Below are 13,643 nucleotides of genomic sequence, written 5' to 3'. Positions count from 1 at the left end.
CGACCGCGGTGACCTGGACGGGGATGGGGTCGGCTCCGCACTGCCCGCTGCCGCGGCCGGCGATCGGGCCGGGCACCTACAACCTCGTCGTGCAGCTGGGCAACCTGCGTTCGCAGCCGGTGCCGTTCATCATGAACCAGCCGCCTCCGCCGCCGGGCCCGGTGCCCGGCCCGATCGCCGGCCGCGGCAGCGGGCAGTGCGGAGCCGACCCCATCCCCGTCCAGGTCACCGCGGTCGTCACCTGCTCGCCCGGCGTGAAGGTCTTGATCAGCGTCTCGTTGGACGGCGCGCAGTCCAGGTTCGACCACAGCCGCTTGTTGTCCAGCGAGTACACGTAGGCGGCCAGCACCGCGGCGCCGACGTCACGCTTGCACGACACCAGGCCGATGTTGGTGACGACCATGGTGAACTTCGGCTGATCACCGATGAAGTACTGCGGCGCATTGGTCAGGCCCTTGACGGCCAGCGTCGAATCGGGGCAGTCGTCGCCCTCTTTCAGCACCGGCGGCGGCTGCACCGCGGCGGTCGGGGTGGGCATCTCCGGGTTCTGGCCCTGTTGCGGCACCGGCGTGGGCTGCTCACCGGGCGCGATCGGCGGAGGCGCCTGCGGCGCAGGTGATCCCGGCTTGCTCTGAGCGGAATTGGGCTTGTCGGCACTGGCGGGCTTGGCGCCCGAGCTGTGTCCCATGAAGGCGATGACCGCGGCGACCACGATCCCTACGACGACGACCGCGACGCCCACGGCCAGGCCACGGCGCCGCCAATAGATCTCGGTGGGTAGCGGGCCACGCGGTTCCAGATCCAGCACGTTTGCAGCGTAGGCCCAGGTCACGTCGAGTTGCCTGACCCGCCCCGGCGTGTCGCGGGGTTTGCTGGCTGACGGCCGTGTTAGTGCCGGCCGCGCCGGGGCCTATTCGCCGATGTCCCCGACGTGGTCGACCAGCGCCGCGCGCCCGTCGGAAAGGTGATAGGTCGCGCCCGCCAGCGCCAGGGTGCCCGCCGCCACCCGCTCGGCGATCGCGCTCGAACGCGACACCAGCTGCGCGATCGTTTCGCGCACGTGCCGTTCCTCGAACTCGTCGACGCGACTGAGCCCGTCGCGGCGGCCCATCAGGATCGACGGCGCGACTCGCTCCACCACGTCCCGCACGAAACCGCCCGGGATCGCACCGTCGTTGATCGCGCCCAGCGCGGCCTTGACCGCGCCGCAGCTGTCGTGACCCAGCACCACGATGAGCGGCACGTCCAGCACCGTCACCGCGAACTCGATGGAACCCAGCACCGCCGAGTCGATCGCCTGCCCGGCCGTGCGCACCACGAACATGTCGCCCAGGCCCTGGTCGAAAATGAGCTCGGCCGCCACCCGACTGTCGGCGCAACCGAACACGACAGCGGTGGGCTTCTGCCCTGCGGCCAGGCTGGCCCGGTGTTCGACACTCTGGCTGGGATGCTGCGGCTTTCCTGCGACGAATCGCTCGTTACCCTCTTTGAGTGCTTTCCACGCGGTTACGGGGCTGGTGTTAGGCATGGCTGACATCATGCCGCATCCGCGGGTGAACGGGCGGCCAAATATTCCGGGCGACGAGTTGCTCGAGTGGTACGAGCGATCCCGCCGCGATCTGCCTTGGCGTGAGCCCGGCGTGAGCGCGTGGCAGATCCTGGTCAGCGAGTTCATGCTGCAGCAGACGCCGGTGTCGCGGGTGCTGCCGATCTGGTCGGACTGGGTGCTGCGGTGGCCCACCCCGTCGGCCACCGCCGCCGCCAGCGCCGCCGACGTGCTGCGGGCGTGGGGCAAGCTGGGCTATCCGCGGCGGGCCAAGCGCCTGCACGAGTGCGCGACCGTTATCGCGCGCGACTACGGCGACGTGGTGCCCGAGGATGTCGACATCCTCCTGACGTTGCCGGGCATCGGCAGCTACACCGCGCGCGCCGTCGCCTGTTTCGCCTACCGGCAGTCGGTCCCGGTGGTGGACACCAACGTGCGCCGGGTGGTGGCCCGCGCCGTGCGCGGGCTGGCCGATGCCGGTTCGCCGTCGGCGGTGCGGGACATGGCCGACGTCGCTGCCCTGCTGCCCGCGGACGAAACGGCGCCGCGGTTCTCCGTCGCCCTGATGGAACTCGGCGCGACGGTGTGCACCGCGCGAACGCCGAGGTGCGGGTTGTGCCCGCTCACCCGGTGCGCGTGGCGCGACGCCGGCCATCCCCCGGCCCAGGGGCCGGCCCGGCGGGTGCAGACCTACGCGGGAACCGATCGGCAGGTCCGTGGCCGGCTGCTGGATGTGTTGCGCGCCAAGGACTCTCCGGTCACCCGGGCGGAGCTGGACGTGGCGTGGCTGACCGATACCGCCCAGCGCGACCGGGCACTGTTTTCGTTGCTGGCCGACGGCCTGGTGGCCCAGACGGCCGACGGCCGATTCGCCCTGGCGGGCGAGGCATAGTCGCGCCGATCAAAGGTCGTTGCCGGCGTAGGACTGGTTGAAGCTTTTGTTGGCCAGGGGGAAGTCGGGGACGATGGTGTCGGCCATCGCGACCGGCAGCGCAGGCCAGTTGAACCACGACGGGTCGACGATCTTGGCGCGACTGATCCGGTGGGCGGCGTCGGTTTCGACACGGTGGACGATGGTGCCGCGCCAGCCCTCGACGATGCCGATCCCACTGCGGGGGCCGTCGGTCGCCGGCAAGCTCTTTGTGTATTCGATTGGGCCGCTGTGTGTTTCGATCAGATGGCAGGCGAGTTCGGTGGAAGCCGCGAATTCGTCGCGGCGCACCGTGTAGCGGGCCAGCACGTCCCCCTCGACGGCGTCGATCTCGGTGACGGGCAGTGCGGTGGTGGGGTGTTCGATTCGGGCGTCCGTGCGAAGGCCGCTGGCACGCGCGACATAGCCCAGGCATCCGAGCGCGTGAGCGTCCTGTTGGTGCAGGACGGCGGTCCCGGCGAAGCGGTCATACACCACGGTGTTGTGCAGGGTCAGCTCGGCGACCTCGGCGACGTCGGCGGCGATGCGCCGCAACGCGCCCGAATCCGGCAGCGCCCGCAGCGCCACCCCACCCGGGCGCATCGCGCCGCGCAGCAGCCGGTGGCCGGTCACCGCGTCGTTGAGTCGCAGCAGTTGCTCGCGGATGCGTTGGGCGTGCGCGTGGGCGAGGCCGAAACCGACGTCGTTGGCGAGTGCGCCCAGATCGGCGGCGTGGTTGTAGAGCCGTTCGAGTTCGACGAGCAGCGCCCGCAGCCGGTGCGCCTCGTCGGGGAGTTCGACGCCGAGTGCGTCTTCGATGGCGAGGCAGTGGGCCAGCGCGTGCGCAACAGAGGTGTCGCCGCTGACCCGTTCGGACAATTCGACCGCTCCGCCGGCCGGCCGGCCCTCGAACAGCTTTTCCATCCCGCGGTGCACGAACCACAGTCTGGCCTTGAGGCGCAGCACGGTTTCCCCGGCGACGGAGAAGCGGAAGTGGCCCGGCTCGATCAGCCCCGCGTGCACGGGGCCAACCGGGATCTCGTATACACCAGGGCCCTCGACCGTGACGAACGGGAAGTGGCCGCTGGCATCGAGTTTGGGGGCCGGCGGCGCCGTGCGGCGCATCGGATACCATTCCTCCGGCCAGTGGGCATGACGCACCAGGCGGCGCGCTTTGGGATGGCCCACGCACCGGATGCCGTACAGGTCCGTCATTTCGCGCTCGAAGCGGCTGGCCGTAAACGACATATAGGCCAGCGATCGAATGGCCGGATCGTCTTTGGGCAGCACACATTCGAGTTCGACGCGGCGGTCCGGCCGGCCGGCGAGGAACAGATAGACGACCCGGTAGGCGGCGGAGTCGTCGTGGGCGGCGACCAGGGCCAAGCGGAATCCGTTGCCCAGCAGGTCTTCCGCCGAGGCCGCCAGCCCGTCCTGGGGTAGCCTGTGGCGCTGCCATTCGGCCCTCACCGCGCTCCCCCGACGTCGCTGGCGGCGGCGGTGAACAAGCCGGTGAGCGGACCGGCTGTGACGCCGAGGGCGATCGATGCGGCGATCCCGACGACGAGGGCGGCAGAAATCGTTCGGGGAACTGCGATTTCGCGTGCTTCGGTCGGGCGGCCCAACAGGATGCGGCCCGCGTTGCGCGCCAGCGCAGCGAAGGCGACCGCAACCAGCAACATGCCCGCGGCGAGCACCCAGGCCAGCCGCGCGTCGGCGAGTGATCGAACGATGGCCAGCTCGCTGGCGAACATGGCGAACGGCGGGAGGCCGAGCAGCACGATCACGCCGACGGCAATCGACACGCCGACGATCCGGGAGCGGCGCAGCACCGCGGCGATGTCGGCGATCGCGGTGGAGCCGTGCGCCGCCTGCAGCGGGCCGCTGGCCAAGAAGAGGACCGTCTTGCCGATCCCGTGTGCGAGGACGTGCAGCAGCAGAGCGGTGATGGCCAGCGAGGTCCCGGCCGCGGCGGCGATCGCGATCAAACCCATGTTCTCCATGGACGAGTAGGCGAGCATGCGCTTGAGGTCGGTCGTCACCGTGAGCATCAGAGCGGCGACCACCAGCGTCGCCAGCCCGATCACGAGCAGGCCCGAACGCATGAAAGCGGGTCCGGTGGCGGCGCCGATGATCGGCTTGAGGCGGATCAGTACCGAGAAGGCAACCGACAGCAACACGCCGCTCATCAGCGCGGAAACCGGTGCCGGGGCCTGGCTGTGGGCGTCGGCCAGCCAGGTGTGGAACGGAAACAACCCGGCCTTGGCGCCGTAACCGATGAGCAGCAGGCCGCCTGCCAACCGGGCGATGCCGGGATCGAGCCCGCCGGCGTGCGCCGCCAGCACGTCGAGGTTCAGCGCGGCGGCGGCCGGCGCACCGGCATGCTCGGCGGCGTAGTAGAGCAGCACGGTGCCGAGGAAGGCGACGGCGATGCCGACCGAACAGATCACGACGTACTTCCAGGTTGCTTCGAGCGCGCCGCGGGTGCGGCGGTGCCCGACCAGGAAGGCGGTGATCACCGTGGTCGCCTCGATCGCGATCCAGATGACGCCGATGTTGTTGGCGCACACCGCAACAACCATCGCCGCCAGGAAGCCGGCCGTGAGGGCTCCGTAAACCCGGGCACCGCGCGGGTCGGTGTGACCGTGCGCGAGTTCGGCGTCGAGGTAGCCGATGCTGGCCCAAGTGGCCAGTGTGGCAACGATTCCGATGACGATCAGCATCGTGACGGTGAGCGCATCGAGTCGCAGCAACCCGCCTAGGGCGAACCGGGTTCCGGACCCGACGCGGACGGCGAGCGCCGCGCCGCACGCGAGCACCGTCACCGCCGAGAGCACGATCAGTGTCGCGGTCGCCCGGCGCCATCCGGCAACCAGGACGGCGACCGAAGCACCGATCGGAGTGAGGATCGCGGCGAGCAACAAAGCGGTCATCAGTCGTGCAGCTCCTGTAACGCGTCAAGGTCGGCAGCACCAAAGGCGTGAGCCAACCGCCCCGTCAGGACTCCGATCACGAGGACCGCGAACAACACGTCCAGCGAGGCGCCGAGTTCGACGATCAGCGGCACCCCTGCGGTGAGCAGGAACGCGGTGGCGGCGATCCCGTTGTCCAGCATGAGGAATCCCGCTGCCTGCGACACGGCATGCCGCCGGGTGACCATGACGAGCAATGCGATCAGGACGACGGCGGTGGCGGCCGGGACCGCGGACGTGGTCGCGGCGGGCTGCAGGTTCACCAGGGGTTGGGTGGCGGCGAACGCGGCCAGCGTGAGCGCGGCCGTGATCAGCAGCGACGTGGCGGTGTTGATGACCGGGGTGGCTTCCCGGGGCGATCGTGACTCGGCGCCGCCCGCTCGGGCCAGCAGCCGCGGCAGCACCGCGACCCGCAGGGCCAGCACGGCCACCCCGACGCCGATGAGCGCGCCGTCACGGTCATACGCCCCGCGCAGCAGGGGGATGGCCGCCAGCGCGGCACCCTGCCACGCCAGCAGCCGGATGATGGCGGTCAGGTCGCGCCGCCACACGATCAGCACCGCGGCCAACAGCAGCCCGCCGGCGGCGAGGTCGACCAGCACCGAGAACGTCCCATACGTCATGCCGGCACCACGAAGAAGTTGGCGGCGACGACCGCGAGTAACGCCAACAGGAACGATCCGGCCAGCAGTTCGGGTACCCGGAAGAGCCGCAGCTTGGCGACGAACACCTCGACGGTGGCCAGGGATCCGGCCAACACCGCGACCTTGGCCGCCACTGCGGCCAAGCCGACGGCGACGTCGACCGCGCCCGGTCGGCCGCCGGCAATACCCCAGGGGGCGAACAGGTTTGCCAGCAGCGCCAACAGCACGGTCAGCCGCATCCCGGCCGCCCACTCCACCAGGGCCAGCCGCGGGCCGGCATACTCCAGGACCATCGCCTCGTGCACCATCGTCAGCTCCAGGTGCGTGGCCGGGTTGTCCACCGGCAGCCGTCCGGTCTCGGCGACGATCACGATCACCAGTGCGGCGAAGGCCAGGACGGCGGCCAGCGACACCACCTGGCCCGGATGGGTGATCGTATGCGCCACCAGCGCACCGAGATTCGCCGACCCCGCCGGCATGGACAGGGCGAAGACCGCAAGCAAGATGGTGGGTTCGACGAGCGCGGCGATCGTGATTTCGCGGCTGGCGCCCATGCCGCCGAACGAGGTGCCGGTGTCGATGCCGGCCAGGGTGAGCGCGACGGTGCCGACAAACAGCAGTCCGACCACGGCGAACAGGTCAGCGCTGGCGTCCAGTGGCGACCCGGTGGCGACCAGCGGTGCGATCGCGGCGATCAGCAGCGTGGTTCCGGCGACGATCGCGGGCGCGGCGGCAAACACCAAGGTCGTCCCACGTGGGTTGATCTGTTGCTTCCCAAGCTGTTTGACGATGTCACGCCAGGGCTGCAGGATTCCGGCGCCGGCGCGGCCCTCCCAGCGGGCGCGCACCTGCCGGGTCAGGCCGACCACCAGCGGCGCCCCGGCCATGACGGCAGCGATCTGGACCGCGCCCGCGACGTAGGACAAGACATTCACCGGGCCACCACCAGCACGACGAGCACGCCGAGCGCGCCGTAGGCCAGATAAAGGTGCACACTGCCGGTGTGGGCGCGCCGGGCCACATCCGCCGCGACCTCGACGGCTCGGATCACCGGGGTATAGCAGCGTTCCTCGATGGCATCGACGATTCTGGTCCGGTAGGTGATTTTTTCGGCCAGATATTGCGATTCGGCGCTGTGCGTGACTTCGATGTCGGTGTCGGGGCGCAGGACGTCGTCGAACACCCGTTGCAACGGCTCGGCGAACGACGTTGCGGTGTACTGCATTCGCGCGGTGAGATCCTCCGCGCCGCAAGCCCACAGCGGCAACGTGGCGGCCGACGGGCGACGGCCGCGGCGCCAGAGCGTCAGCATCGCCGCGGTCACCGTGGCCACCACGACACCGACGGCGATCGCGCCCGGGGCGATCGACCCCTGCAGGCCGGGCAGCCGCACCACGGCCCCGAGACCGGTGAATCCGATTGCGCGGGCGGCCGGTAGCGCGGCGACCGCTTGGCGCAGCGCGGGTGCGATGACCGCGGGCGCCACCGCCATCGTCAGGCAGGCCGCCGCAGCGATTGCCATGGCGGCCAGCATCGTGGGTGGCGCCTCTCGGGCGTCCGCGGCCTGATCGGAACGCGGCCGCGCCAAGAACCCGATGCCGAACGCCTTGACCATCGCCGCCACGCCCAGACCCGTGGTGAGCGCGACCACCCCCACCGCCAGCGGCGTGGTCAACGCCAAGACGGCGGAATGCCCTCGGGCCGTGTGGATCAGCGACTGCACCAGCAGCCACTCGCTGACGAACCCGGCCCCCAGCGGCAGTCCCGACGCCCCGAGCGCGGCGACCGCGAACAGGCTGGTCGTCGCCGGCATCCGGCGGGCCAGGCCGCCCAGCCGGTCGAGGTCGCGCAGCCCGGTCGCGGCCAATACCGATCCCGCGGCGAGGAAACCGAGGCACTTGAAGGCCGCATGCGCAACGAGGTGCAGCATGGCCGCCGCGGTGGCGATCGCGGCCGGCCCGCTTGCGCCGGTGGCCGCGAACAGGGTGGCGGCGCCAAGGGCCAGCGTGATCAGCCCGAGGTTCTCGGTGGTCGAATAGGCAAGCAGCCGTTTGAGATCCGTGGCCACCGAGGCCTGCACCACGCCGTAGAGGGCCGACACCCCGCCGACGACCATCAGGGCCAGACCCCACCAGCGAGGCCCGGGCCCGAGCAGCTGCAAATCGAAGCGACAAACGCCGTAGACGCCGAGGTTGATCATCGCCGCGCTCATCAGCGCCGACACCGGGCTCGGCGCCTCCGGGTGGGCCCGAGGCAGCCAGGCGTGCAGCGGCACCAGGCCGGCCTTCGAGCCGAACCCCGCCAGTGTCAACAGGAACACCGCGGTCTGCGCGCCCTGCGGTATCCGGTGCAAGTCGGCGAACCGGTCTGCGCCGCCCGCCGCCGTCAACACCATCAGGCCGACCAGAATCGCCACAAACCCCAACTGCGTCATCACCGCATACACCAACGCGGCGGAGCGAACCTGCGGGCGGGTGTGGTTCGCCAGCACCAGAACCAACGACGCCACCGCCATCAACTCCCACGCCAGCAGGAACGTGGTGATCGACGCCGCCGCGGGCACCAGCAGCATCGCCGCGATGAACACGGGCAACACCGCCAGCGTCACCGGGCCCACCCGCTCGCGCCGGGCATAGCCAATCGTGTACAGCCCGACCGCGACGGCGACCGCCCCCGTGAGCGCCATGAAGAACCCGCCCAGCGGATCGAGGCTCAATTGGACCCCGGCCAGCGGCAGCAACCAACCGATGCGGACGTCGCGCGCCGATCCGAACATCCCCACGGCGCCCGCCCATAACCCGCCAGCGCCCAGCAGCGAGGTCAGCAGGCCAGCCCAGATTGATCCGGAGCCGTTGCGGGCCAGCGTGTTTGGCTCGGGCGCCGCTCGGGTCGCCAGCACTGCGGTCACCTGCCGGTCACCGACCGCAGCGCCGCGACGATCTGGCTCGGTGTCGGCGGGCATCCCGGGATCTCCACGTCCACCCCCACCATTTCGCCGACCGCGCCGGCCACGCCGTAGGCGTCGGCGAAGACCCCTCGGTTGATGGCACAGTCGCCACACGCGATCACCCGACGCGGCAAAGGGGTCGCCTCGAGCGTGACACGCAGCGGGTCGGCCATGTTGTGCGTTACGACGCCGGTCACCAGGAGCGCATCCGCATGTCGCGGGGAGGCCACCAGGCGGGCGCCGAACCGCTCGGCGTCATAAACCGGCCCGAACGCGCCCGCGATCTCCACCTCGCACCCATTGCACGACCCCGCGTCGACGTGCCGGATCTGAAGTGAGCCGCGCACCCCGGCGGGCGGCGTGGTCACCGGCTCCGGCGCTGGTGGCGCGGGTTCGGCGATCCGGCCGACGCGCACGGCTTTGCTGATCCAGCCCATGCGCGCTACCCCGCGCCGCCGGCGCGCAGGCCTTCCAGCATCGCCACGCGGTCGCTGAGCACCCCGGTGAGCACCTTGCGCGCCACCATGAGCAGTTCGGCGATGTCCGGGGAGGCGATCGAGTAGATCATCGTGTTGCCGTCCCGCAGCGCGTCGACGACGCCGGCCCGGCGCAGGACGCCGAGCTGCTGCGAAAGGTTCGAAGCCTCGAGCCCCACCTCGGGCAACAGTTCGGCGACCGACTTCTCTCCCGTCACGAGCAGCTCCAGGATCCTGATACGCGCGGGGTGCCCCAGCGTCTTGAAGAACTCCGCTTTGAGCTTGTAGAGCGGCTCCGTCACGATAAGTCTCCTGAAGGCAGCAAAGTTTCTAGGGTTTAACGATTGAAGAATTTATCATATGGTGCTGCGCTTCTCACCTCGGGCGGTCAGGCCCGAACTCAATCGCCGGCGAGGAATGACTCGACGGCGCCGCGATACACCTGCGGCGCTTCGTCGTGAACCAGATGCCCGGCTTCCGGAACCCTTAAATACTTTGCGACAGAGCTCATTTCGGCCATTTCTCGCATCTGCCCCGGCGGGGTGACCGAGTTGCCGGCCTCGATGAGCAGCGCCGGGGCGCGCACCGCCCGCCACTGCTCCCAGTAGTCGCGGGTGCCCCATTCGGCGGCGACCTCGATCCAGCGCGCGGGGTGCCCGTGCAGGCGCCAACCGGTGGCGGTGCGGTCGAAGGCCTCCAGAAAATACTGCCCGGCAACGGGGCCGAACTCGTCGTATACGCGCTGTGCGGAGTCGAATTCGACCGGCAGGGCGTGCAGCCACGGCTCCCAGGGGCCGGTCGTGCGCCCGCGGAAGTCCGGCGCCATGTCCTCGAGCACCAGCGCGGAAACCAGTTCCGGACGCTCCGCGGCCAGACACCACGAGTGCAGGGCACCCATCGAATGCCCGACCAGCGTGACCGGCGTGCCCAGCTCGCTCACCGCGTCGGCCAGGTCGGCCACGAACCGTTCGGTGCTGATCGGGTGCGGGTCGTCGACGCCGCGGCCCCGATGCCACAAGGCGTCGTAGGTGTACACCGCGCCCAGCGCGGTCAGCCACGGCAGCTGCCTCGACCACGTGGTGCCCCGGCCCATCAGGCCGTGCACCAGCACCAACGGCTCGCCCCGCCCGCCGCGGCAAGTCAGCAGATCACCGGCCATGTCACCATCCTGCGTGCCCCGCCCTGCAGTTGGACAGGCCGGGCGAAGGGGTAGCCTAGCGGCATGTCGCCAGTGGTGAAGATCAACGCAATCGAAGTACCCGCCGACGCCGGACCCGAGCTGGAGAAGCGGTTCGCACACCGGGCGCACGCGGTCGACAACCAGCCCGGCTTCCTCGGGTTTCAGTTGCTGCGCCCGATCAAAGGCGAGAACCGCTACTTCGTCGTGACCCAGTGGGAGTCCGAAGAGGCATTTCAGGCGTGGGCGCAGGGGCCCGCGATTCAGGCCCACGCCGGCGAGCGGGCCAACCCGGTGGCGACCGGGGCGTCGCTGCTGGAATTCGAGGTTGTGATGGACGTTGCCGGCAACAAGCAGGGTGGCTAGCGGGTTCTCGGCCCGGCGCCGCGCGGTGGCGTTGAGTGCCGCCGCCGCATTGGTAGTCACGTTCGCGCCCGGTTGCGCGACCTCCCCCTCACCGCAGGCGAACGCGGCCAATCCCGGGCGGCAGATCGACGTACGAACGCCACCCGGTATCCGGGCCCAGCAGACGCTGGACATGCTCAACTCGGACTGGCCCATCGGCCCGGTTGGGGTCGGCACGCTGGCCGCACCGGACATGGTCAAGTCGGTGCAGACCACGATGGAGGGCCTGTGGTGGGACCGCCCGTTCACCCTCGACGGCGTGGATCTGGGCGCCAGCAGGGCCACCCTGCACCTGACGTCGTCCTACGGTGCGCGCCAAGACATCCGGATACACACCGACGACGGCGGGTGGGTCGATCGGTTCGACCTCGAGACGCAGGCGCCGAAGATCGATTCGTGGCACGACATCGACGCGGTGTTGAGCAAGACGGGGGCCCGCTATTCCTACCAGGTCGCCAAGGTGGACAACGGGCACTGTGACCCCGTGGCTGGGACCAATACCACCGAATCCTTGCCGCTCGCTTCCATTTTCAAGCTGTACGTGCTGCACGCCGTGGCGGGCGCCATCAAGGACGGAACGATCTCCTGGGATGATCGGCTCACCGTCACCGACAAGAGCCGCGCGGTGGGCTCGTCCGGTTTGGCTCTGCCCGCCGGAGCGCAGGTTTCGGTCCGAACGGCCGCCGAGAAGATGATCGCGACCAGCGACAACATGGCCACCGACCTGTTGATCGGAAGGCTGGGCACCCACGCGATCGAGCAGGCGCTGGTCACGGCGGGCCACCACGACCCGGCGAGCATGACGCCGTTCCCCACGATGTACGAGCTGTTCTCGGTCGGCTGGGGCAAGCCGGACCTGCGCACTCAGTGGCAACACGGGTCGCCGCAAGTCCGCGCCCAACTGCTTGCCCAGGCGAATGCGACTCCCTACGAACCGGATCCGACCCGCGCCCACACGCCGGCGTCGTCCTACGGTGCGGAGTGGTACGGCAACGCGGAGGACATCTGCCGGATCCACGCGGCGCTGCAGGCCGACGCCGTCGGCGCGGCCGCCCCCGTCAGGCAGATCCTCTCCGCGGTGTCGGGCATCCAGCTGGACCGCGACGTCTGGCCCTACATCGGCGCGAAAGCCGGTGGCCTGCCGGGTGATCTGACCTTCAGCTGGTACGCCGTCGACAAGACGCAGCAGCCGTACGTGGTCAGCTTTCAACTCAACTGGCCACGCGACCACGGGCCGAACGTGACCGGGTGGATGCTGCAGGTCGCCAAGCAGGCCTTCGCGCTGATCGCACCGCGCTGATCGTCACCGTCCAGCCGCCGCTAGCCGGCTTGCGACCCAGGGGACAGCTCTCCCACAACGGCGACGAGCGCGTCGGCGCCCTCCCAGTTCAGCAGATGGCCGGCGCCCGGCACCGTGACGAGCCGTGCGCCGGGTATCCCGGCGGCGAGCCGTCGAGAGTGAATGGGCGGGGTGCTGCGATCGGCTGAACCGACCATGACAACCGTCGGAATCGAAATCTCCCCCAGGCGGGGGTAACGGTCCTCCCGCCCGAACGCCCGCAGGATCGGCGTCAGGGGCCCATGCTCGCGCATGTGTTTGTCGAAGAACTCGATGAACACCGAAATCATTGCCGGGGAAGGCTTTTTCCCGCATTGCGCTGCGCCGAAAAGCACCCCGCCGACCCGCGTTCGCACCAGCCAGCCCATGAGCCCCGACCTCATCAGCGGGATCTGCAGCCTGTTTTGCGGCGCACCGTCGTTGATCCGGCCCGCCATGTCGCGAACAACACCAATCCCCGCAACCGGCCCGAGACGTCCTCGTGGTCGAGCACCGCACGGACGGCGACGAAGCCGCCCATGGAGTGGGCTACCAGGACGCCATCCTCGACGTCGAAGTGCCGCAGGATGGACGCATAGTCCTCGGCCATGGGCGCGGACCCCACGCCGGCCGAACCAAGCGTGGAGCTACCGTGTCCTCGTTGGTCGAAGGCGATGAGGCGGTAGCCCCGGGCCAACAGCTCATCCCAGACGATGTTCCACTCCCCAAGCGTGCCGCCGTAGCCGTGCGCGAAAACGACGGCGGGCCCCGCGCCGGCGGTGATGGCGCGCAGCACGGTCCCGTCGGCTCGGCTGATGAAGTGCTGCTCGCCGCGCTGTTCGGTGGCGAGGCGCTCACGAGGATAGGGATCGGGATTGTTCTCGATCCGCGCGACGACCGATTGGGCGGCATAGCGAGCGGCCAGGGCGAGAAGCCCGGACAGCGTTACGGCGCCGACCGGCTTCGTCAGGGCGCGGGTCACCGCGGGCCGCCTCTCCGTCGAGCGGGATTTCGGAGACTGTCTTCGAACCATTGAGGCTCCCAGATCTTGCCCGGCCGGACAACACGTGGTTCAACGACGCTTACGCAGTGGATGCGTTGCGACGCTGGCTGATTCCGGTGGCAACCGGTTACTCGTCGATACGTTGCCGGGAGCGACCGCACCGGTAGGCGGGCTAGTTGTTGGATGGTGGTGGTTGGGGTTGGAAGGGTTGGTACCACCACCAGTCGGCGCGCTCGCCGGTGGGT

General features: G+C 69.8%; 15 protein-coding genes and 1 pseudogene. 3 read left to right on the top strand and 13 right to left on the bottom strand.

Annotated elements, in window-relative coordinates:
- Positions 1-160: 160 nt before the first annotated feature.
- Both A5704_RS23165 and A5704_RS23160 read right to left on the bottom strand, forming a co-directional pair.
- Positions 161-808: pseudogene (locus A5704_RS23165) on the bottom strand (hypothetical protein); the annotation flags it as partial.
- 102 nt (positions 809-910) lie between these two features.
- Positions 911-1,528 (bottom strand): carbonic anhydrase, encoded by a 618-nt coding sequence (locus tag A5704_RS23160; protein WP_067747827.1) that lies wholly within the window; start codon positions 1,526-1,528, stop codon positions 911-913.
- Between A5704_RS23160 and A5704_RS23155 the strand changes: the two genes are divergently transcribed.
- On the top strand, positions 1,527-2,438 hold the full coding sequence (locus tag A5704_RS23155) for an A/G-specific adenine glycosylase (RefSeq protein WP_067747829.1): 912 nt from the start codon (positions 1,527-1,529) through the stop codon (positions 2,436-2,438). The two genes, A5704_RS23160 and A5704_RS23155, sit on opposite strands and share 2 nt — an antisense overlap.
- 9 nt (positions 2,439-2,447) lie before the next feature.
- Here the strand turns inward: A5704_RS23155 and A5704_RS23150 are convergent, their stop codons facing one another.
- From A5704_RS23150 to A5704_RS23115, 8 genes are all read right to left on the bottom strand, one after another.
- Complete coding sequence (locus A5704_RS23150) at positions 2,448-3,926, bottom strand: NADH-quinone oxidoreductase subunit C (RefSeq protein ID WP_067782226.1); 1,479 nt, start codon at positions 3,924-3,926, stop codon at positions 2,448-2,450.
- Positions 3,923-5,389, bottom strand: a complete 1,467-nt coding sequence (locus A5704_RS23145; RefSeq protein ID WP_067747833.1) for a proton-conducting transporter membrane subunit — start codon at positions 5,387-5,389, stop codon at positions 3,923-3,925. The genes A5704_RS23150 and A5704_RS23145 overlap by 4 nt, the downstream gene beginning before the upstream one ends.
- The gene (locus tag A5704_RS23140; protein WP_067747835.1) at positions 5,389-6,051 is read right to left on the bottom strand and encodes a hypothetical protein; all 663 of its coding nucleotides are present in this window, start codon (positions 6,049-6,051) and stop codon (positions 5,389-5,391) included. The genes A5704_RS23145 and A5704_RS23140 overlap by 1 nt, the downstream gene beginning before the upstream one ends.
- Positions 6,048-6,998, bottom strand: a complete 951-nt coding sequence (locus tag A5704_RS23135; protein WP_067891276.1) for a respiratory chain complex I subunit 1 family protein — start codon at positions 6,996-6,998, stop codon at positions 6,048-6,050. Before A5704_RS23135 ends, A5704_RS23140 begins: the two co-directional genes overlap by 4 nt.
- A gap of 5 nt (positions 6,999-7,003) precedes the next feature.
- Entirely contained in the window at positions 7,004-8,980 is a 1,977-nt protein-coding gene (locus tag A5704_RS23130) for a proton-conducting transporter membrane subunit (RefSeq protein ID WP_369827112.1), read from the bottom strand.
- Positions 8,977-9,456 (bottom strand): NADH-quinone oxidoreductase subunit B family protein, encoded by a 480-nt coding sequence (locus A5704_RS23125; protein ID WP_067782229.1) that lies wholly within the window; start codon positions 9,454-9,456, stop codon positions 8,977-8,979. The genes A5704_RS23130 and A5704_RS23125 overlap by 4 nt, the downstream gene beginning before the upstream one ends.
- 5 nt (positions 9,457-9,461) lie before the next feature.
- Positions 9,462-9,800: a lsr2/espR transcriptional regulator gene (locus tag A5704_RS23120; RefSeq protein ID WP_104182682.1), complete on the bottom strand. Its 339-nt coding sequence runs from the start codon at positions 9,798-9,800 to the stop codon at positions 9,462-9,464.
- A gap of 95 nt (positions 9,801-9,895) precedes the next feature.
- Entirely contained in the window at positions 9,896-10,654 is a 759-nt protein-coding gene (locus A5704_RS23115) for an alpha/beta fold hydrolase (protein WP_067891273.1), read from the bottom strand.
- A gap of 63 nt (positions 10,655-10,717) precedes the next feature.
- On the opposite strand from A5704_RS23115, the gene mhuD reads away from it, so the two are divergent.
- Both mhuD and A5704_RS23105 read left to right on the top strand, forming a co-directional pair.
- Positions 10,718-11,038, top strand: a complete 321-nt coding sequence (mhuD, locus tag A5704_RS23110) for a mycobilin-forming heme oxygenase MhuD (RefSeq protein ID WP_067282414.1) — start codon at positions 10,718-10,720, stop codon at positions 11,036-11,038.
- Positions 11,013-12,377 (top strand): serine hydrolase, encoded by a 1,365-nt coding sequence (locus tag A5704_RS23105; protein WP_067747844.1) that lies wholly within the window; start codon positions 11,013-11,015, stop codon positions 12,375-12,377. The genes mhuD and A5704_RS23105 overlap by 26 nt, the downstream gene beginning before the upstream one ends.
- Positions 12,378-12,397: 20 nt before the next feature.
- On the opposite strand, the gene A5704_RS29390 is transcribed toward A5704_RS23105, so the two are convergent.
- From A5704_RS29390 to A5704_RS29380, 3 genes are all read right to left on the bottom strand, one after another.
- On the bottom strand, positions 12,398-12,799 hold the full coding sequence (locus tag A5704_RS29390) for an alpha/beta fold hydrolase (protein ID WP_231969226.1): 402 nt from the start codon (positions 12,797-12,799) through the stop codon (positions 12,398-12,400).
- The gene (locus tag A5704_RS29385; protein WP_231969225.1) at positions 12,799-13,377 is read right to left on the bottom strand and encodes an alpha/beta fold hydrolase; all 579 of its coding nucleotides are present in this window, start codon (positions 13,375-13,377) and stop codon (positions 12,799-12,801) included. Before A5704_RS29385 ends, A5704_RS29390 begins: the two co-directional genes overlap by 1 nt.
- A 193-nt stretch (positions 13,378-13,570) precedes the next feature.
- On the bottom strand, positions 13,571-13,643 hold a 73-nt coding region (locus A5704_RS29380), incomplete at its 5' end, for a hypothetical protein (RefSeq protein ID WP_231969227.1).

Source organism: Mycobacterium sp. E735 (genome assembly GCF_001666955.1).
GTDB lineage: Bacteria > Actinomycetota > Actinomycetes > Mycobacteriales > Mycobacteriaceae > Mycobacterium.
The sequence above is the reverse complement of the archived record's forward strand: the minus strand, read 5'-3'. Positions and strand labels throughout refer to the sequence as shown.